Raw genomic sequence first — 19,612 nt, 5'->3', positions numbered from 1 at the left:
CTAAATGCTCTGTTTTGATTTCTTTAGTTTTAGAATTGAAAATATAAATCATCTTTTTGATAACTGTTTTTATAATTATTGAATATTTTTTTTTCTATTTTTTCTAAAACGCAAACTATTGCTAATTCTTTATTCTCATTTAATACTATAAATTCTTCGCCAATAGATGTATCAAGTATTTTATTGGATTTAGTTTTTAATAAATCTTCTATCTCATACCAATCTATATATCTCTCAATCATTCTTTTATTAGCATGGTGAGTTAGGCAAATTTTAAAGACTTGAGACAATGGTGCTATGTCTTGCTGATCAAGATTTTCTAAATGCTCCTTTAATAATACATTCTTTACCTCATAAAATTCATCAAAGTACATAAAAACACCCCTTATATAAATAATCCATTTTTAATATATTGCTATTATAGTAAGGAGCGGAATTTTTAATAATTAAAAATATGAAGAAATCAATAAAAAGAGATTATATTATTTAGGTAGGTGTAATATAATTGAGGTGAGATATAATTAGTTTAAAATAAAATTTATTTTTAGATAGGAGTTATAACATGTTTAAATATATAGGAAACTTTAGCAAAGAAGAAAAATTAGTGATTGAAAATAACGAACAATTAAAACAAATCAAAGAAGGTGAAGAAATCATTATTTTAGGGGATATAAGATGCGTTGCAAGGAAAGGAAAAGATTATATAGAGTTTGAAAAAATTAATAAAGTATATTAAGAAGCTTAAAGCTTCTTATTTTTTAAAAAGTTTATTTTTTATAAACAATAAAAAGAGAGGTTTTTATAAATGGAACTGGAAGAAATTATAAAAAATAATGTATATTTATATTCTCATAGAGACGATAAAGAAAATGAAAACATATTATTGCATTTAGATAGAACCAGAAGTATATTTTTCCAAATAGATAATAAATACAATATATTAAATAAATTAAGAAAAACATATACAAATTTAAAATTTCAATTAAATAAGTCAGATTTTTACTTATCAAAAGAAGCTATTAATTTAATAGAGAGTATGTTCATATATTCAGTTTATTTACATGATATAGGGAAAATTAATCCTAAATATCAAAGTGAGAAAATGAAAAACAATTTTGATTTTTTATCTGAAGAAGAAAAATCTATTTTATGTTTAAATAAAATAGTCAATTCAAATCATAGTTATCTATCTTCTATTATTTATATTGATTTAATGCAAGAGAAAATAGAAGAACTAAAAAACATATCAGTTAAAGAAAAGACTGTTTTATATTATTTAATGTTAATAAATGCAAATATAATAAGTAGGCACCATTCAAATCAGGATAACCTTGAAAACTATTTTGATAAATTAGAAAGAGAAATTAATAATACGCAAATGGCTAATTATTTATATTTTTACAATAGAAAATTAAATATAAACTATGGGAAAATCTTAAAAGTATTTACAAATATAAAGAAGATAAAATTTAATGAAGCAAGTGTATATATATGGAATAAGATTTTAAACTCTTTATTAATTAGTTGCGATTTTATAGCCACTCATAGCTTTCATTCTAAAAAAGATATAAATAATTTCAAAATTAATGGTATTGAAAATAAAGATAATATAAAAGAAATTTTTTATAAAAATCCTATATATAAAGGGATAGAGTCTTATAGAACAAATGATAAATATTTTGAAGAAAATAATTTACCAAAGATAAATGAGTTGCGTTCAAGCATCCTTATTGAATGTAATAAAAATTTAGATAAAAACAACAATGAAAGAATATTTAACATAGAAAGTCCTACAGGCTCAGGCAAAACGATAAATAGTTTATCATGTGCTTTAAAGCTAATTAAAGACGGGTCTAAGCTGTTTTATGTATTTCCTGTAAATACATTAGCTGAACAGACAGAAGATGTTCTAAATGGTATTTTTAAAGGAAAATTAAATACCCAGATAATTAACTCTATTTCACCTTTGCCAATTAAAAGTGCTGATAAAAAAATAGATTATAATAAGGTATTATTAGATAGGCAAATTTTAAACTATGAAAGTATTTTAACTTCAAACATAACATTATTTAATCTATTTTTTGGATGTGGAAGAGAGCAATCAATGGGTCTTTTTTCTTTGTTTGACAGTGTTATAATTTTAGACGAGATACAAAACTATAAAAATTTGATTTGGAAAGAAATAGTAGAGCTTTTATATAAATTTTCAGAGATAATGGATTTTAAGTTAATAATAATGTCTGCAACTCTGCCTAACTTAGAAGAATTGATGGATTTTGGAAATAAGAAATTTATAAATTTGATTGAAAATCCTAAAATATATTACAATAATAAGCTATTTAAAGATAGAGTATCTATAGAAAATAAGCTTCTTAATGAAACTGTAGACTTTAAAAAACTTCTTGATTTAATAAAGGAAGAAGTGAGCGTTTGGAATAAAGAAAAAAAAGAACATGCTAAGTTTTTAATAGAATTTATAACCAAAAAGACAGCTCAAGAATTTTATATATATGTAAGTAATAAACTCGATAACTATACAGTTTTTGAACTTGATGGAGACGACAATAAAATAAAAAAACAATCAATAATAAATCATCTAAAGAAAGACAATAAAGAACTTAAATCAAACATACTTTTAATAACTACACAGGTAATTGAAGCAGGAGTTGATATAGATATGGATTTAGGAGCCAAAGATACGTCTTTCCCCGATTTAGATGAACAATTTATTGGAAGAATAAACAGGTCTTGTCTTAAAGATGGATGTAAAGCTTTTTTATTTAATTTAGATATGGCCAATATTGTGTATAAAAATGACTATAGATTAGTAATGAATATAGATAGAAATAAAGATGATTATCTTAAGTGTCTTTCAAATAAAGATTTTTCGTATTTATATAATAAAGTTTTTAACAAAATAAACTTAACAAAAGGAAACTGGCTGTGTTCAGAGATAGATTTTTTTTATAAAGATTTAAAAATGATAAGAAATAAAGATATTAACAAACACATGAAGTTAATTGATATTAATAGTTTTGAAATTTTTATACCAACTATAATAGATGGTGTTGATGGAGAAGAAATATGGAATAAGTATGTAGAATTAGTATCTAACATTGATATGGAATATGCTGAAAGAAAAGTAAAAATAATTAATCTAAAAGAAAAATTAGAGATGTTTACTTTTTCTATCAAAAGTAACAAAAGGAATAAGTTGAATGCTTTTGGCGGAATTTACTATATCAAAAATGGAAATGAATTTATATCAAATGATAAGTTTGATAGCTCCAGGTTTAAAAAAGAGTATATGTATTTATTAAATGCCCAGTAGGAATAAATTTAATATAAAAGGAGAAATAATATGAAAATAATGAATAAAACTAAGAAAGAAATAAACTGTGGAAATTATTATAACACAAAAGAAGCTTTAGAATTATTGGAAATAGGTTATAATTCTCTTAATAAATTAATGGAGGAAAATTTAGTTGATGTTTATGCAATTACCTTAAACAAGAATGATAGATATGCATATTATTTTCATGAAGAGGATTTATATACAGTTAAGTTTATGCTAATAATGGATGGTTTTTATAAAAAAAGTAGATTAAGAAAAGCCATTTAAAAATTTTATTTTTATAATTAATACAAAAACACTTTATTATATATATAACAAGGTGTTTTTGTTGTTTATATAAAATATTTATGCTAAAATTTAATTATAAATATTTAAAAAGGAGTTATATGAATGGAATTTATTTTGCTAAATTTAATACCTCTGCAATCCCTTTTTATAATTAGGGCAATAAGCAGTTTTGGAATAGGAGTATTAAATGTATTATATGGTTTTTTAATAAGCATATTTTCAGGAGATTTTAGTGTTATTTTTATTATGTTTCTTTTATATCTTTTAGTATCATTTTCGATTTTTCAATTAAGTAAAAAAGCAGATTTAAAATATGCTTGGTTAAGTTTTGTCCCAATATTACAATCAGTTAATTTTTATAAATTAGGAGGTCTCAGTATCCCATACATGATAGTAGTTAGTTGTTTAAGTATAATCCCCTCTATTGGAACATTCATAAATTTATATATGACTGCTTATATTTTAATAAAAATAAGTAAAACCATAATAAAAAGAGATGGGGAGCCTCTTTTAAAACATAATGATGCTGTTGTTATAGAAGTTTGTGTCTCTGTATTATTAATAATTTTTACACTATTAAACTTATTTTTAATTGGTAAAGCAATTATACTTTTGGAATATACACTTCAATTTTTATCTTTTTATTTTATAGTATATATTTCTGTAATTGCATTTTCCAAGAATCTTAAAATAGAATAAATATTTTTTATAATCAATATTTTTATGAAAATATTGATTATAATTATTTAAATTAATCACTATAATTAATTATTAAATAACAAATGGTTATATAAAGATATATTAATTAAACAGGAAAAATTTAAGATAAGTAAATATAGGAGGGGACGGTATGAAAAAAATGTGCAATTGGTGTGGAAATAGAAAAGATGAAAATGAAATGGAAGAAACAAAATCAGGTGATTTTATTTGTTTGAGTTGTAAAGAGAAAACAGAGAAAAAAGAAGATGTAATAGAAAATTTAAGAAAAAATATAAAAAAACCAATAGACATTATAGAGTATATGAATAAATTTATTATTGGCCAAGATAAGGCTAAGAAAATGATAGCAACAACAATTTATAATCATTACTTAAGTATTATAAATAATGTTAATGTTGAAAAGAACAATATATTACTAACAGGAGCTTCTGGTACAGGGAAAACTTTAATTGCTAAAACATTAGCTAATTTTTTGGATGTCCCATTTGTTGTAGCTGACGCAAACACATTAACAGAAGCTGGGTACATAGGTAAGGATGTAGAAAGTATAATAGCTTCTTTATACAATAAATCTAATAAAAATCTAAATAAAACAAAATATGGAATTGTATTTTTAGATGAAATTGATAAATTGGCAAAAAACAATATTACATATAAAAATCAAGTTGGAAAAGAGGGTGTCCAGCAAGCTCTTTTAAAGTTAATAGAAGGAACAATTTGTAAAATCCAAGACAATGTAACTAAAAATTATGTAGAGATAGATACAACTAATATCTTATTCATATGTGGAGGGGCATTTGTTGGGATAGAAGATATTATAAAAGAAAGACTACATAAAAAAACAATTGGATTTAAATCAAATTTAAATGAAATTTCTTTAGCTAAAGATGAAGTTAGAAAAAATATAAATATAGATGATTTATATAACTTTGGTATGATACCTGAATTCTTAGGAAGATTCCCAGTAATATGTAACTTGGAAACCCTTGATCTTGAAAAAGTAAAATTAATACTAAAATCAGACCAAGGCTTAATAGGAGATTACAATAAATTATTTAAACTTCAAAACAAAGAGCTGGAATTTACAGAAGACGCTCTAAGCTTAATAGCCAATTTGGCCATTGAAGAAAATGTACTTATGTTAGGAGCAAGAGGTCTAAAGACTTTTTTAAGTCCTTTCATGACAGAACTTATGTTTTATGCATCAAGTGACAATGAGTCAAAGTATTTAATAACTGAAGAAAAAGTTAAAAACTTTTTTTAAGGAAATATTTTTTATATGAAAGGAATTTACTCATAAAGGGATAGGAATATCTTTTTATGAGTAAAAAAATATGTATATGAGATATGGGAGAGATAAGAATATTATTGTTTTAAATATAATTACTGTAGTAATAAGTACTATTATTTTTGCTTTTGTAATAATGACAATTTTTACTTTATTCTTATATTTATTATTACTATTATCTCATCTAAAATTTATAAATATAATTATATATTTATTTGATTTTATATCAATTTTATTTGTGGTAGTAATTAATATTTTTATTATATATAGCTTTTTAAATAATAAAGGAGGGGGAAAAAATGAATAAGATTCAAAAAGAAAAAGTTAATAAATATAAAAGCATACTTAAAAGATTAGATAATGCAGAAATATATTATAATCAATTGGATGATTCTAAATTTAAAGATGTTGAAAATAGTAAAGCTTATATAGCACTATGTAAGCTAATAAGAGAAGCTGGAGAGCTTTATATAGAACTTAGTAATGAAAATATATCTGTCCCTCGTTGGAACTGATTATAGAGGTGAAATAAAATGGATGAAAATAAACTCAATATTTTGATGAAAAATATGAAAGAGGATAAATTTTATAGTTTAAAAGAAAAATGTAATGATAAGAAAGAACGCAAAGATATATTTGGTAAAACAAAAGAAGTTTGTGCTATATATGGTGCTAAATCTAAGAAAAAATGTAGTATAAAAAACTGCAAACTTTTTCAAGAATGGTAAAGTATTAATTTATTGGGGGATGAAATATGAATGATTTAAACAATTTTTTAAGGGATTATAAGATTTATGAAGAGGCGAAAATTAAGTTAGAAAAAATTAAATATGAATTAATACAAGTTTGTGTTAATTTGGATTATAACGAGGTCGTTGAGAGGGTAAATAAACTCAATTATAATGATGCTTTAACTATCTTTGTTCTACTTAGAGAATATGGAGCTGAAGAAAAGTTGTTAAAAAAAATATTTGATATACTTTATTTAAAAAAATCTGCTATAGATATATATTTTTAGGTGTACAGGGGGTGATTTTAAATGGAATTAGATATGTGTAATGAATGTTTATTATATAAAGAATTAAATGAGTATGGAAGATGTAGTATATGTGAAGAAAAGCATTGTATATTAAATGATCTTAGGAATAAAATAGAAAACTTAAAAAAACAAATTGAAATGATAGAAAACTTAAAAATAAAGCCAGTTACAGAAGAAAAGTGGCATGAATTATGCCAAACTCTTTTTAGAGATAAAAATATCTCTTTAAACATAGCTGAAGCTACATTTCCACATGGAGAAAATTTTAAATTAGACTTAAATAAAATATCATTTGAAATGCAAGGATTTAATATTTATGTACCAACATCTAACTTAAAAGGTATTGAAATTGATATGAGCTGGTATAATCAATCTTTATTACAAGATTTTAAACCTGAAAATAGATATAAGAAAATGAGAAAATATTTTAAATTACTTGATGAGGGTAATTATAAATGGTATGAATTAGCCGAGTGTGCATGTACTACTAATTTTAATAAAGCACAATTATTTAAATGGTGGTTTTTGCAAGGGGCATGGCATAAGGTTAACAGAAATGAATGGGAAGAGAAGTTTAAACTTGAAGATAAACAAAATAAAGATAATTATTTAAAACATAAAAAAAATCAAGAAGACATAAAAGAGAGAATAAAAAAATTCCATGAGGTTGTTGATATACTTAAAGAATGGGGGGAAGTAGAAGGATACATCCCTCAAAATGGAATATATTCAACTGTCAATATAGAAAACTTTCTAAGATAATACTGTAAAAATTACAGTTCAAGTTTAAAAATAAAGGATATAAGTAGGCATTTAGTCGGGAGGATACTATGAAAATAAAAGATTATATGAAGTTAGATAATGAATATAAAGAAAAAAAGAATGAATTAAATAGAACTTATGAGTTGTTAAGAAATATGGAGGAACAATTGGACCTAAAAGATTTAAATAGTTATGATTATAAAGAAATTAAAAACATTTATAATTCAATTAAAAATAAAAATGTATTAAATAAGGTTAAAGAAATTATGCAAATAAAAAAGAGTATTGAGTATCCTCAAATAAACGATGTACATTATTTTTCTGAGATAAAAGATATAGATTTTTTATCTCAAGAAGAGAAAGTTGAATTAGATAGATTTATTGCTAAACATGCTACTTTCAGAGACTTTTCTTTTAATGTTGGTAAAAAGACAATAGATTTTTTAATTTCTAATAAAATAATTGAAATAGTGTACTGTTTAAATTGTTACTGTGGAGAATGTCAGGAACTACAATTAACTCAAGATGAACTTGATCTTTATAAAGAATATTGGCTAAATAAAGATACTACAGAGGAAGAGGATGAAAAAATGAATTATGGGATACTAACAATTGGTTGTTGGGAATATCCAGATATAGAAATATGTTCATTAGAAAAATTTAATGAATGTATAAGTTCTATATACTATAAAAGAATAAAAAAACCAGATAGAACATTAGATAATATTTAAGATAAGTATGTTTTAATCAAATAAAACATGGTATAATATAGTAGTAAAAAATTATCCATGCAATTGTCATAAATTTTTTGGTCGAGATTTATGACTTAAAAAACTACTCTTTATAGGGTAGTTTTTTATTTGTGTATAAAAAATAAATACATAAATCCAAATGGTAATAATTGGATTTGATAATGTAAAATTATTACTGTAATCTTTAATTAAGTAATCTTTAATTATATTAAAAATTGGAGTGAGGGTTATGTATTTAAAAAAACTATCAAAATCAGAGTTAAAAGTAATGAGATTTATTTGGCATTCAAGTGAAAAAGTAAGATCTGATGAAATTATTTTGTACATGAAAGATAAATATGACTGGCCAGAAAAAACAACATTAAAAACTTTGTCAAAACTATCAAATAAAAATTTCCTATACGCCCAAGAAACAAATAAACATATTTATTATACAATTACAGTTAAAAAAGAGAAATATTTTGAAGCTATTTCAAAAAGAATACATAATTTAAAAAGTTGTAGTTTTGTAAAATACCTCTTAGTATCTTTATGCGAAGAGGAGCTGACAGATAAAAAACTGAACTCACTTGAAAAATGGGTTCAAGATTGGGAAGACGATTAGAAATATGGATTAATCACCAAATAATTTATTTCATGTTTATAACATATAATAAATGTATTCCTATTGTATATACGTATATTTTTGACATCTATAACATATTATTAAGATAAATAAGACAATATATACTAATATAATAAGGAATGATGAAAATGTTAGATGACCAGATATATGTTATAATTGGAAAAAGAATAAGAAATTATAGGAAAAGAGCAGGATATAGTCAAGAAGCATTAGCTAAAAAAGCAGGATTATTCTATGCCTACCTTGGACAAATTGAAAGAGGAGAAAGTAAAGCTTCCCTTCGTTCAATTTTTAAAATTGCTACTGCATTAGAGATGCCCTTAGAAATACTATTTGAAAATATTATAAAAAATGAAACTGATACTGAGACTTTATCAGCAGAGGCATATGATTTAATTGATGGTCTAACAATAAAGGAACAAAAAGCAGTAATTAAACTTTTAAAAGAAATAATTGAATATCGAAAACTTATAGAATAAAAATAAAGATGCTCTTAATTTTAGGGCATCTTTATTTTATTCTGTGTTAATATATACTTATAACATATATTTTATAATTTTAAAGTATATAAATGTTAGTAAACTATATTCTATGAAAGGAATGTTTATATGTTTATAAAAAAAATACCAAAAGCAGAATTTAGAGTAATGAAATTTATTTGGGAAAAAAATGATATAGTCACATCAAAAGAAATAATTGAAGAAATGGAACAAAAATTTAAATGGAAACCGACAACAACATTAACAATTTTATCAAGATTAGTAAAAAAGCACTTTTTAAAAGCAGAAAGAATTAGCAGATTAACATACTATGAGGTTATTGTGAATAAAGAAGCTTATTTAAAATATGCAACAAGGGAGTTTTTAAGCCAAATACATGACGGTTCATTGCAAAGTTTAAGTGATTCTTTAGAAGAAATTTTTAATGTTCAAATTAATGATCCTGAGATTAAATCCAAATAACAATAGTAATTTGATACAAAGCACATTTCAAATTGTGTTTTTGTATTTTATTTCCAACTAATCCTTAAACATACATTTAAAGAATAGTTAAGATATAGAACAATATGTAACTTAAAAAGCTATACTCTATTCACATATTTACTTCTATAAAAAATAAACATAATTTTAATAAATAAGGTTCATGTTTTTGTTTAAAATTCTATTATATATGGTATAATAATAGCAAGGAAACATATTTTACTCAATCAAACTTCAAGTGATGTTTCCAAAATTAAATAAGTTTATTTGGAACTTTTACGGAACTTAATATTAAGTTCCCAGCCACTCTTAGTAGGATTCGAGTGGCTTTTTAATTTGTCATATATCCAGCAAGATATTAAACCTGCCATAATATTCATCATTAGATTTATCATAAATTTCACCTCCCCTCATATGAGAATGAAGGTTAATTTTTATGGAAACGCCACTCTTTAATTTTTCAAATAAGTATTCCTTGCTATAACTATTATATCATAGATGTCCCACATATGATATTTTAATATATCGTAAAAAAACGACCTATTTTATTCTTAGTTTAGATTAATTATTTACTCTTTGTAACTTCTTTTTCTATAAAATAATAAGTATCAGGAATATTATTTTTTATTTTTATATTCTCTTCAGGCAGATAATAATTCATGAGCGATTCTGCAAAATACTCTATGCTATTTCCAGTAACGTAATCAATTTGGTACATATTTTTAGCTTCATTTTTACAGATATTTTTAAATTTATCGGATTTAGAGATATCTCCAAGCATAGAATCTATTAGATGAGCTGTTTCATGTAATATAACACTTTTACTGCTTGACATATTTGCTTTCCCTAATACGGCTACTGCAACCTTATTGCTTGAAAGACCTGCAAGTTGTTCATATGTAGTGTTTTTATATGTAGGTACTTTCTTCCCTTTTAAAGATTTAAATTCTTCTATGTCTGTAACATTCATATCAGTTATAATTATTTTTTTATTATTAACTTTTAATGAGGTAAGTAATTTGATATCTATAGATAAAATCTCCTTAACCATGTTATTTAGCTCGTTTTGATCAATCTCTTTTTTATTGGATAATCTAACATCAACAAGATCACTTATTAGTTTAACTTTAGAACTATTTATATTAGATAATTCTCCAAGTAATATTGGCTTTGTAGAGCCTCCATATAAAAGCTCTGGAGATTTATTATTTATTAATTTAACAGGATTACCTCCTGGTATTGTTGCTCCTAATAAAGCATTTAAATACTTATCTCCATCACATAAATATATCTTATCTGGATTTACATTATAAAAACTATTTATTATTTTATTATTTGTGCTAAATCTATCTTCTCCACTTATTCTTATAGATTCATCTTTATCAAAAGATTTATCCATTATAGTATATCCACCTATTACATAAACTTTTTTACCACTTATATTATATTTAGTGTCCATCCCATTTGTTAATATTATGGGAGCTCCATCTCTATAAGCTACAGGAGATATACTTATAACATCTGCTTCTCCTTTTAAACCATTAGCTAAAAATATCTTATTTATATCTTTATGTTTTGAAATTTCATTAGCAACTTTATAACTTGTATCAAATCTATCTTTCCCACTTAATCTTATTACTTCTATATTCTGTTTTTTTATAACTTTTTCTGTTTCTAAGTTTACTGAACTATATCCACCTAACAAATATACTTTTTTTGCATTTATTAAAGCATCTTTAGTTTCTTTTGGTAAAAAATCTTTATTTGTAAATAATATAGATGCCTCAGTACTCCCTGCTAAAGCACTTGCACTTAAACCATCACTTAATTTTTCTTTATTAAATAAGATAAAAGTTGTGCTATGTTTTTGTTTTGATATTAAGTAAGACATATCATAACTATTTTTATAATTAAAAACTTCAATTCTTGGCAAAGCTTCTGGTTCTAACACATTAAAGAGAAAAATTACAGAAAATATTAATATAAATAACCTTGGCTTACACACAAATCCACTTCCTTTATAATGATTTTGAACATTATAAATAGCTATACATGAATAAATTCAAATTTTATGTATAGCTATTTATCTAAGGATATAAAATTATTTACATGCATCTAACTCAGATTTAATTTTATGCTTAAATCTATCATTTTTAAAATCATCATAATAAATGTACAGCAATTTATATCCCTTCTTCTCTGCATATTCCTTTTTATAACTATCTTTTTGTTGTTGATACTTAAAATTTTCAATAGATCCATGAAAATATTCTATATACTTTAAGTGTTGTTCTCCTTGTATTTCAATTAATAATTTTGAACCAACTATCTCTACATCATATGGAAGTTGCCTTCCTGTTATAGGGTTTATACATCTTAAAGTATTACGTTGAGTTTTTATCTTTGTAAAACTTTTCAAATAATCTTCAACAAGTAGTTCTCCACTTGATTTTGAATTTTTACAATTATGACTTTTATTTAATTTAAAATCTCTATATGTTTGTACTTGCTCTTCTCCACACTTTAAACAAACATAATGTATATTAGGATTTAGCTTATCTCCACTTAGAGTTAGCAATTTTTTCGATGGATAATTATCTAAAAGTGTCTTTATATATAATGGTATTTCACCTTCCCATTTCATATATTTAGACTCTAAATATTCTGTACTCCTATGGTACTCTCTTACTGCTCTTTTGACCTTCAATCTTTCATTTCTTGAAGGAAGTTTCCTCCAAAGATTTTTATTTTCTTCTATAAAGCTAAATACATCCTCTGGTGAATATCTTTCTTTTATAAATAAAACTTTATTTATAGATATCTTACTATAATTTCCATTTGGATCCATAATATCTTTTAATTCTTTTAGTTTTTTTAAACAAGTTGGGCAAGATTGAGTCCTCCCGAAATAAGGTCTCTCGCAAATAGTACATATTTTAGTCTGTTTTTTATTGCTATTCTCCATACTGCTTTTAACATTAATTTTTTTTCCAATAAAATTTTGAGCTTCTTCAAGTGTATTAAAAGATTTAAATAAAGAACCTGAATATTTATTTACTTGCTTTAAACAATCTTTCCAAGTTGAATATATACCAGGTTTACGTCCCAGTCTCTTAAGTATATAAATAATTTATTATTACTATAAGTAAGCATTATTTGTTTTTATCTTTTTGAAATAATTATATCTTCTATCTCGCTAAAAGAGGATTCATTCCCACTCCCACCTACTTTAACAACTTGTTCAAAATGTTTATTGTTAAATAAATCAATCTGTTTTTCATCTAAAGTGTTGCCGACTAACATTACTGGAGATTTAGTCTTTGCTCCTAAAACACTAACTGCTAATGCATCAACTAAATTTTCTTCATTATCAGATCCATTTTTTACTATATATATACCATTTAACATATCATCTTTGTAAAAGAAATTTATTACTTCTGAGTTTGTATCATTTCTATTTTCACCAGCTAACCTTATAGAATTTGGTATTTCTGAGATTAATTTATCTGATATAGTACTACCTCCACCAACAAAATATGCTTTATTTGATTTTTCAACTACATCTATTCCTATAGGAATAGATTCTCCATTTGAAAGTATTATTGGAGATTTACTTTGAGAAGCTATAGCTCCAACACTTACAGCATCAGCAAGTCCGTTTTCTCCATTAACAACAAACACATCTTTACTAATACTATTCCCTTTTACTTGTTTTGCTATCTTTAAGCTGGTTTCAAATCTATCCACCCCAGCTATTCTCTCTATTTCAATATTCATGCTTGTTAGTTGCTCTTCCACACTTTTATCTATTACATTTTCACCACCAATTAAATATACTTTTTCAACTCCCAATCTCTTAATCTCATTTTTAGTATCTTCAGATATAAATTCTTTATCTGTCAATAATATAGGAGATTTTTTAGATGAAGCTAATGGACTTGATGTCATGGCATCTACAATAGAATTAGAATTTACAAGAACCAAGTAATATGAAGAATCCCAACCTTTTTGGCTTATCTTAATAGCTGTTTCAAATCTATCCTCTCCTGATAAATCGTCCATTTTAGTCTCATGGCCATTAGATTGTGGGGCTTCTCTATTATAAGGACCAAAAGTTTTCTTAGTTAAATTACCATCATTATCTTTCACCTCTATATGGATATAGTTTTTACCATAGCTACTTATTTTAATTAAATCATTTGTTTTGTTAATCCATTCCGACCACTTTGGCCCAATTTCTTTTTCATTACTTGAAATTTGATATCTATAACTATCAAAACCACTACCACCTAAATCACTAAAGCTTAAATTTACATCTATTTCACTTCTTGTCCAGTCTTTATTTTCTATATCAGCTTTTATCTCAGGGGCAATATTATCTGTTCGATTGTATGGACCAAACATTTTTTGAGTTATATTGTTGTCATTATCTTTTGCTTCTATATAAATATAATTAACTCCATAGCTTTCTATTTTAATTACATCATTATCTTTAGAAATCCACTCTGACCAAACTTTATCTTCTTTAACATTAGTTACTATTTTATATCTATAGCTATTAAAGCCACTTCCTTCATCATCAGAGAATTTAAATTTAACATTGATTGAAGTAGGACTTCCTGCGTCATTTTCCAAATCTGATTCTATTTTAGGTGGAGTTATGTCAGTTATATTGTATGAACCAAATGTCTTTTTAGATATATTATTATCATTGTCTTTAGCCTCAACATGAATATAATTATTGCCATATTTACTTATTTCAATAACTCCACTCTCTCCATTTATCCAGTCAGACCAGTTATTACTGTCTACATCTGTATTTTGAGACATTTGGTATCTATAGCTATTAAATCTACTACCTCCTAAATCACTAAAACTTAAATTCACTTTTATAACATCAGGAGTTCCACTATGATTTTTTATATCAGCTTCTATCTCTGGAGCAGTTTCATCAGTTATTTTGTAAGGCCCAAAAGTCTTCTTAGATGTATTCCCATCATTGTCTTTAGCTTCTACATGGATATAGTTTACTCCATAAGTATTAATACTCACCTTAGCAATATTTCTATTTATCCAGTCAGACCATTTAGTGTTGTCTATATCTGTACTTTGAGATACTTGATATCTATAACTATTGAATCCACTTCCCCCTAAATCTGTAAAGTTTAAATTTACAGCTATTTCATCAGGTGTCCCTTGATGAGATTCTATATCTGCATTTATATTTGGTGCTGTTATATCAGTTTTAGTATATCGACCAAACGTTCTCTTCGCTATATTACCATCATTATCTTTGGCTTCTACATAAAGATAATTGTCTCCATACTTATCTATTTTTATAGAAGCTTTCGATTCCTGTTTCCAATCAGACCAATTTTCCTCAGATGTTTTATTATTAGAGATTTTATACCTATAGCTATTAAATCCACTTCCTCCTAAATCTGTAAAACTCAAGTTCACGTCTATTTCATCAGGTGTCCCTTGATGGTTTACAATATCAGCAAATATATCAGGAGCATTAGTATCAGCCACAACATTTATAGCTCTCTTAAATACTGGAGACCATACATTCTGAGAATTTTTTACCTTTAAGGAATATATATACGTACCAACTCCATAGCTACCTAAATTCTTATTTGGAACACTACTTTTATATATAGATGTTCCTTTACTATTAAAGATTTCCCATTCATATTGAGAAATTGAACGTGCATATGGATCATATGAGGTGTCTACTACATCTAAAGTTTCATATTTAGTTATTGTTTTAGGAGAATTAAATGAAGCTATTGGCTTAACTGCTTCATTGCTGGTTGTTATATACTTAACATCAGGGGTACTCCATACATCTTGATAATCTTTAACTCTCAATTGTACAATATAGTCTGTGTTTTGATTTATAGTAGCTGGTCTACCATTTATCCAACTACTACCTGTAGTTGTTTTATATTTCCACTCTTTTTCTTTAACCCCTCTGTCCGACTTTGTTATGCCATCTTCATCATAGGAAGCTTCTGTATAATTAATGTTATATCCAGACCCATTCGAAGATAAACTGAATCCAAAATTAGCTATTGGTTTCCTATGAACATATAAGCTTGCAGGTATAACGTTTTTATCTTCAAATGAAATATCCAATTTACCAGGTTTATCAAGTTTCAAATTAAAATTATTCATGTAAAGTCCAGATATAGATGACTTCCCCATTGAATTATCAAAATAAGTGTAATCGTGGTCTATTTTCCATGCTCCATCAGGGAAATTTTCACTAATTGTATTTGTTTTTAACTCTTCTGGTGTGATAGAATATTTAAATGGTGTATTAATTAGTACATATGGAGAAGGCTTAGTTAATATATTTAGTTGATCTAATATGTATTGAGCAGTTTTATCTATACTACTACTATAATTTGCGTTATTTATAAATATTCCATTGTTATTATTAGATGCTATTAACTTATCAATTTGCCCTTTTGAGTTGGTAGTACCTAAATTTACTAAATATATATCTTCATTTAACATCCTTGAAACAATTTCTCCTAATGCAGTTGAAGAATTAAAATCTGGTCTTTCTTTATCTTCAACATTAACTATAAATTTAACAGAGTTATCTCTCCATTCAGGACCTCTTAAAACCTCATTAAACTCTTTACTTGTTTCTGTTCTCATAACTAAATTACTAAGTCTAAATGTAGAAGTCTCACTACAATTATGAGAATTGTGATCTGCTATTATACCAAATCCCTCTCCAGGTGTAGATGTACTTAATGTATAATCAAGTTTAAGTGTATTATTCTCATAGACCTTAACAGAGTTATCAACTAAAACCATTTTAATATCATGTGTCTGAGTTGACATCTTAGCCACAGAAGATGTGCCTAAACCACTTGGATTTTCATATGCAAAATTCCCATTAGTATTACTAAATGTTGTTTTAGATACTCTTGGAATTTTCTTTATACTCATAGTCCCTGAATCTATAAGCAAAGTATATCCTTCAAAAGTTCCATCTCCATAATCTTTCATTCCAAATAAAAATCCTCCACCCATGAAAGAGTGGTATTTTACTTGACTTTCATTTAATGTAAAAGTGAAAGTTTTTTCTCCTATCTTAGTATTGTTACAAAACCAAAAATCTGAATATCCTTCCTCAGTATATCCATTAAAAATAACATCGTTGTTAGAAACAGATCCTTTACCATGGTCATATTTTTGCCAAGTAAAATTACTTTCAGCAGTAATCTGACTCGACTGTATCGCTTGAACATTAACCTTGTTTATATTAACTCCTTTCGATTTTAAAGAATTCTTTATATCTGATTCAAAAGAACCTAAAGAAGTCCCTGTTTTCCCAGCAACTAAAACTATATCAATATCTGGGTCTTGAGCTACATTTACATTTACATCTCTTTCTAAAGCGTTTATTGGAATATATACATTTGATAATATTAAAATCATATTCAATATTACCAAAAGAGATTTTTTTATATTATTCATGTTATAAAATACCTCCTATTCATAAAAATATACTACATTATATAGAATCAATATATATTTTATAAATTTTTCAAGTATAGAATAGGGCTTATTTTTAATATCGTTATATTCCTTACTATTTTCGCTGATTCCCTCATTTTAAGCCTTAAAATCGTTTTTAAGAGATATTAACCTTAATCTATATAAATACATTGCGAATATTTCCAAGCTATCTCTAAGGCTAAAATAAAGCTTCAAAAAAACAAGAACTCACAACATAGTATAAACTATGTTGTGAGTTCTCAACTAAAGGAAAATTTCGTAAATATAATTTTTCAGAATTTAGGTTTTAATATTATATTATATATTAAATACAAATATTTATAACATATATATATGTTTATTTAAAATAAAACACAAAAAATTTTATATAAACAATAAGTTATTTATAAAAATAGATATCTGTATTTTTTTACAATTTAATATTTTATATAAAATATTAAATTGTAAAAAAATAATTTAAAATATATATGTTTTTTGATATAATTAATAAAATAAGAAATATTATAAAATGGTGGTGTTCAAATATAAGAAAAGATCTTAAGCAATTTTTAGGATTAAAAGTAAATGCAATTGCCAAGTTTGAAAAGTATGGCCTTGTCTACAATGACAGTGCTACAAGATATATTAAGGACAAAAGAAGCTATAGAATATTACTGAAAAATATAATAATCGAACATAAAGGGGAAAAATATTACATAGGGCATCAATGGTTTAAAATAACTAATACCTTTAAGAATTTAGGAATATTAAAAACAGGAGATAAATTAAAATTATATGGAGTTGTTCAAAAATATACTAAAAATAAGGGAAAAGAAGAAGACTATGAAACACATTGTCTTAGGATAGAACGCAGATGAAAATATAATAATGGGGTGTATTTAGAGAGATGAATATTGAGAATGAATTATTTGAATTTGAAAAAAGCATACAAAAATTATCTAAAAACACTAAGTATAACTATACATTAGATATAAAACAGTTTTTAAATATATATAAGAATGAAGATATAGACAAAACATTATTAAAAAGATACAAAAATGAAATAATTGAAGATTACTCGATTAAAACTGTAAACAGAAAAATAAACTCTTTGAATGCTTATCTAAGATTTAAAAATATAGATATACATGTTCCAGTTGCTAAGATTCAAAACCAAACATTCATTGATGATATGCTTACAAATGAGGATGTTCGTTTAATGCTAAATAAATCGATAGAAGTAAATGATTTAAGAGCTAAGGCTATAATGTTAGGTTTATTTTATACTGGAGCAAGAGTTAGCGAACTACTGCAATTTAAAGTAAAATCAATACAAAAAGATGAAATCATGATAAAAGGTAAAGGTAGTAAATATAGAAAAATCCTCATCCCTTCGGTACTTAATAATGTATTTCAAGAATATGTTGATAATGAAAGAGTTGATAATACTCAATTTTTATTTTCTGGTCAAAGAGGAGCTTTATCAAGAAGCGAAGTTTTTAGAATATTAAAGAAGTATGCTTTATTGACCAATATAAATGAAGATTCAGTTTATCCTCATGCTTTTAGGCATTTGTTTACTAAAAATTTAGATAAAAAAGGAGTTAGCTATTCTGCAATAAAACAACTCCTTGGACATTCTCTTTCGACTACAGATATCTATATGCAATTAAGTAAAAGAGAATTATTAGAAGAAATAAATAGCATACAAATATAATAAAGATGGTTATATAACCATCTTTATTATATTATCTTTTAAAACTGGTATATGCTCTTGACATCCCTTTAATATCTTTAAATTTATATTTTTTTTGTAAAGTAATTATTTTTTCCTTATAATTTTCTTTATTAAAATCTGTTTCTAATAATTGTGCATCTATATATTTTTTTATATATTTAGAGGTTCTATTGTTAAAACTAATCATTCTAAGGCCTTTTACAATATTATTCTTACCTTCTACTAATATAAGGTCCATTCTATAACCTTCATTTTCTTTAATTTCTTGCAACTCTTTAACATCTGCCAAATGCACTGTAAAAGGAATATCTGCACTTCCTATGCCTTTTGGATTATCAAATACAAAGAATATTATTTTTTCTAAAAAAGATATATCTATTCTTAAATCACCTGTGTGGAAGTTTAATATTTCTTCTTTATCCAAATCCTTTAATTTAAATATAGCTGTAAATCCAGCTTCTCCAAGAGTAATACCTATCCCACCATGTAGTTCACCTGGAAATTTTTCTCCTACTGCTATTCTTTTCATATCAGAAACTGCCATATA

The 19,612-nt window shown here is 25.2% G+C and carries 21 protein-coding genes and 1 pseudogene; 15 read left to right on the top strand and 7 right to left on the bottom strand.

What is annotated here, in order from left to right; translation table 11 throughout:
* Positions 1 to 29: 29 nt before the first annotated feature.
* Positions 30 to 374, bottom strand: coding sequence for a hypothetical protein (locus IC218_RS18915; RefSeq protein ID WP_227825225.1), 345 nt, complete (start codon positions 372 to 374; stop codon positions 30 to 32).
* A 188-nt stretch (positions 375 to 562) separates the two neighbouring features.
* On the opposite strand from IC218_RS18915, the gene IC218_RS18910 reads away from it, so the two are divergent.
* The 13 genes from IC218_RS18910 (at position 563) to IC218_RS18850 (ending at position 9,791) form a co-directional block, all read left to right on the top strand.
* Positions 563 to 736 carry a hypothetical protein gene (locus tag IC218_RS18910; RefSeq protein WP_227825224.1) on the top strand — a complete coding sequence of 58 codons (174 nt, stop codon included), beginning with the start codon at positions 563 to 565 and terminating at the stop codon, positions 734 to 736.
* A gap of 69 nt (positions 737 to 805) precedes the next feature.
* On the top strand, positions 806 to 3,331 hold the full coding sequence (cas3, locus tag IC218_RS18905) for a CRISPR-associated helicase Cas3' (RefSeq protein ID WP_227825223.1): 2,526 nt from the start codon (positions 806 to 808) through the stop codon (positions 3,329 to 3,331).
* Positions 3,332 to 3,361: 30 nt separating this feature from the next.
* Positions 3,362 to 3,622 (top strand): hypothetical protein, encoded by a 261-nt coding sequence (locus IC218_RS18900; protein WP_227825222.1) that lies wholly within the window; start codon positions 3,362 to 3,364, stop codon positions 3,620 to 3,622.
* 123 nt (positions 3,623 to 3,745) lie between these two features.
* Positions 3,746 to 4,342, top strand: a complete 597-nt coding sequence (locus tag IC218_RS18895) for a hypothetical protein (RefSeq protein WP_227825221.1) — start codon at positions 3,746 to 3,748, stop codon at positions 4,340 to 4,342.
* 151 nt (positions 4,343 to 4,493) lie between these two features.
* Positions 4,494 to 5,627 (top strand): ATP-dependent Clp protease ATP-binding subunit ClpX, encoded by a 1,134-nt coding sequence (gene clpX, locus IC218_RS18890; RefSeq protein WP_227825220.1) that lies wholly within the window; start codon positions 4,494 to 4,496, stop codon positions 5,625 to 5,627.
* Positions 5,628 to 5,950: 323 nt separating this feature from the next.
* Complete coding sequence (locus IC218_RS18885; RefSeq protein WP_227825219.1) at positions 5,951 to 6,166, top strand: hypothetical protein; 216 nt, start codon at positions 5,951 to 5,953, stop codon at positions 6,164 to 6,166.
* A gap of 18 nt (positions 6,167 to 6,184) precedes the next feature.
* Positions 6,185 to 6,379, top strand: a complete 195-nt coding sequence (locus tag IC218_RS18880; RefSeq protein WP_227825218.1) for a hypothetical protein — start codon at positions 6,185 to 6,187, stop codon at positions 6,377 to 6,379.
* A 26-nt stretch (positions 6,380 to 6,405) separates the two neighbouring features.
* Positions 6,406 to 6,669, top strand: a complete 264-nt coding sequence (locus IC218_RS18875; protein WP_227825217.1) for a hypothetical protein — start codon at positions 6,406 to 6,408, stop codon at positions 6,667 to 6,669.
* 21 nt (positions 6,670 to 6,690) lie between these two features.
* A complete protein-coding gene (locus IC218_RS18870; RefSeq protein WP_227825216.1) occupies positions 6,691 to 7,452 on the top strand; it encodes a hypothetical protein in 762 nt (253 codons plus the stop codon).
* A gap of 68 nt (positions 7,453 to 7,520) precedes the next feature.
* Positions 7,521 to 8,183, top strand: a complete 663-nt coding sequence (locus IC218_RS18865; RefSeq protein ID WP_227825215.1) for a hypothetical protein — start codon at positions 7,521 to 7,523, stop codon at positions 8,181 to 8,183.
* A 250-nt stretch (positions 8,184 to 8,433) separates the two neighbouring features.
* The gene (locus IC218_RS18860) at positions 8,434 to 8,808 is read left to right on the top strand and encodes a BlaI/MecI/CopY family transcriptional regulator (protein WP_227825214.1); all 375 of its coding nucleotides are present in this window, start codon (positions 8,434 to 8,436) and stop codon (positions 8,806 to 8,808) included.
* A 149-nt stretch (positions 8,809 to 8,957) separates the two neighbouring features.
* The gene (locus IC218_RS18855; RefSeq protein WP_227825213.1) at positions 8,958 to 9,308 is read left to right on the top strand and encodes a helix-turn-helix domain-containing protein; all 351 of its coding nucleotides are present in this window, start codon (positions 8,958 to 8,960) and stop codon (positions 9,306 to 9,308) included.
* Between the two features lie 129 nt (positions 9,309 to 9,437).
* Positions 9,438 to 9,791, top strand: a complete 354-nt coding sequence (locus IC218_RS18850; RefSeq protein ID WP_227825212.1) for a BlaI/MecI/CopY family transcriptional regulator — start codon at positions 9,438 to 9,440, stop codon at positions 9,789 to 9,791.
* A 281-nt stretch (positions 9,792 to 10,072) separates the two neighbouring features.
* Here IC218_RS18850 and IC218_RS22030 read toward each other — a convergent pair whose 3' ends face one another.
* From IC218_RS22030 to IC218_RS18830, 5 genes and pseudogenes are all read right to left on the bottom strand, one after another.
* Positions 10,073 to 10,204 (bottom strand): hypothetical protein, encoded by a 132-nt coding sequence (locus IC218_RS22030; protein WP_255613091.1) that lies wholly within the window; start codon positions 10,202 to 10,204, stop codon positions 10,073 to 10,075.
* 170 nt (positions 10,205 to 10,374) lie between these two features.
* Complete coding sequence (locus tag IC218_RS18845; RefSeq protein ID WP_227825211.1) at positions 10,375 to 11,814, bottom strand: cell wall-binding repeat-containing protein; 1,440 nt, start codon at positions 11,812 to 11,814, stop codon at positions 10,375 to 10,377.
* 96 nt (positions 11,815 to 11,910) lie between these two features.
* On the bottom strand, positions 11,911 to 12,774 hold the full coding sequence (locus IC218_RS18840; RefSeq protein ID WP_227825210.1) for a hypothetical protein: 864 nt from the start codon (positions 12,772 to 12,774) through the stop codon (positions 11,911 to 11,913).
* Between the two features lie 42 nt (positions 12,775 to 12,816).
* Positions 12,817 to 12,918: pseudogene (locus IC218_RS22335) on the bottom strand (RNase H1/viroplasmin domain-containing protein); the annotation flags it as partial.
* A gap of 53 nt (positions 12,919 to 12,971) precedes the next feature.
* Positions 12,972 to 17,306, bottom strand: a complete 4,335-nt coding sequence (locus IC218_RS18830) for a cell wall-binding repeat-containing protein (protein WP_227825209.1) — start codon at positions 17,304 to 17,306, stop codon at positions 12,972 to 12,974.
* Between the two features lie 509 nt (positions 17,307 to 17,815).
* Between IC218_RS18830 and IC218_RS18825 the strand changes: the two genes are divergently transcribed.
* Positions 17,816 to 18,205, top strand: coding sequence for a hypothetical protein (locus IC218_RS18825; RefSeq protein WP_227825208.1), 390 nt, complete (start codon positions 17,816 to 17,818; stop codon positions 18,203 to 18,205).
* Positions 18,206 to 18,234: 29 nt separating this feature from the next.
* Positions 18,235 to 19,044, top strand: coding sequence for a tyrosine-type recombinase/integrase (locus tag IC218_RS18820; protein WP_227825207.1), 810 nt, complete (start codon positions 18,235 to 18,237; stop codon positions 19,042 to 19,044).
* A 31-nt stretch (positions 19,045 to 19,075) separates the two neighbouring features.
* On the opposite strand, the gene IC218_RS18815 is transcribed toward IC218_RS18820, so the two are convergent.
* Positions 19,076 to 19,609, bottom strand: coding sequence for a hypothetical protein (locus IC218_RS18815; protein WP_227825206.1), 534 nt, complete (start codon positions 19,607 to 19,609; stop codon positions 19,076 to 19,078).
* Between the last annotated feature and the right edge of the window lie 3 nt (positions 19,610 to 19,612).

This window comes from Clostridioides sp. ES-S-0005-03 (assembly GCF_020658455.1).
Taxonomy (GTDB): Bacteria; Bacillota; Clostridia; order Peptostreptococcales; family Peptostreptococcaceae; genus Clostridioides.
The sequence above is the reverse complement of the archived record's forward strand: the minus strand, read 5'-3'. Positions and strand labels throughout refer to the sequence as shown.

What these genes read in the sequence shown, in the direction of transcription:
- IC218_RS18865 (WP_227825215.1), top strand. Translation starts at nt 7,521, where the DNA reads ATGAAAATAAAAGATTATATGAAGTTAGATAATGAATATAAAGAAAAA.
- IC218_RS18870 (WP_227825216.1), top strand. Translation starts at nt 6,691, where the DNA reads ATGGAATTAGATATGTGTAATGAATGTTTATTATATAAAGAATTAAAT.
- cas3 (WP_227825223.1), top strand. Translation starts at nt 806, where the DNA reads ATGGAACTGGAAGAAATTATAAAAAATAATGTATATTTATATTCTCAT.
- IC218_RS18840 (WP_227825210.1), bottom strand. Translation starts at nt 12,774, where the DNA reads ATGGAGAATAGCAATAAAAAACAGACTAAAATATGTACTATTTGCGAG.
- IC218_RS18830 (WP_227825209.1), bottom strand. Translation starts at nt 17,306, where the DNA reads ATGAATAATATAAAAAAATCTCTTTTGGTAATATTGAATATGATTTTA.
- IC218_RS18900 (WP_227825222.1), top strand. Translation starts at nt 3,362, where the DNA reads ATGAAAATAATGAATAAAACTAAGAAAGAAATAAACTGTGGAAATTAT.
- IC218_RS18885 (WP_227825219.1), top strand. Translation starts at nt 5,951, where the DNA reads ATGAATAAGATTCAAAAAGAAAAAGTTAATAAATATAAAAGCATACTT.
- IC218_RS18815 (WP_227825206.1), bottom strand. Translation starts at nt 19,609, where the DNA reads ATGGCAGTTTCTGATATGAAAAGAATAGCAGTAGGAGAAAAATTTCCA.
- IC218_RS18880 (WP_227825218.1), top strand. Translation starts at nt 6,185, where the DNA reads ATGGATGAAAATAAACTCAATATTTTGATGAAAAATATGAAAGAGGAT.
- IC218_RS18850 (WP_227825212.1), top strand. Translation starts at nt 9,438, where the DNA reads ATGTTTATAAAAAAAATACCAAAAGCAGAATTTAGAGTAATGAAATTT.
- IC218_RS22030 (WP_255613091.1), bottom strand. Translation starts at nt 10,204, where the DNA reads ATGATAAATCTAATGATGAATATTATGGCAGGTTTAATATCTTGCTGG.
- IC218_RS18910 (WP_227825224.1), top strand. Translation starts at nt 563, where the DNA reads ATGTTTAAATATATAGGAAACTTTAGCAAAGAAGAAAAATTAGTGATT.
- clpX (WP_227825220.1), top strand. Translation starts at nt 4,494, where the DNA reads ATGAAAAAAATGTGCAATTGGTGTGGAAATAGAAAAGATGAAAATGAA.
- IC218_RS18895 (WP_227825221.1), top strand. Translation starts at nt 3,746, where the DNA reads ATGGAATTTATTTTGCTAAATTTAATACCTCTGCAATCCCTTTTTATA.
- IC218_RS18855 (WP_227825213.1), top strand. Translation starts at nt 8,958, where the DNA reads ATGTTAGATGACCAGATATATGTTATAATTGGAAAAAGAATAAGAAAT.
- IC218_RS18820 (WP_227825207.1), top strand. Translation starts at nt 18,235, where the DNA reads ATGAATATTGAGAATGAATTATTTGAATTTGAAAAAAGCATACAAAAA.
- IC218_RS18875 (WP_227825217.1), top strand. Translation starts at nt 6,406, where the DNA reads ATGAATGATTTAAACAATTTTTTAAGGGATTATAAGATTTATGAAGAG.
- IC218_RS18915 (WP_227825225.1), bottom strand. Translation starts at nt 374, where the DNA reads ATGTACTTTGATGAATTTTATGAGGTAAAGAATGTATTATTAAAGGAG.
- IC218_RS18825 (WP_227825208.1), top strand. Translation starts at nt 17,816, where the DNA reads ATGTTTTTTGATATAATTAATAAAATAAGAAATATTATAAAATGGTGG.
- IC218_RS18860 (WP_227825214.1), top strand. Translation starts at nt 8,434, where the DNA reads ATGTATTTAAAAAAACTATCAAAATCAGAGTTAAAAGTAATGAGATTT.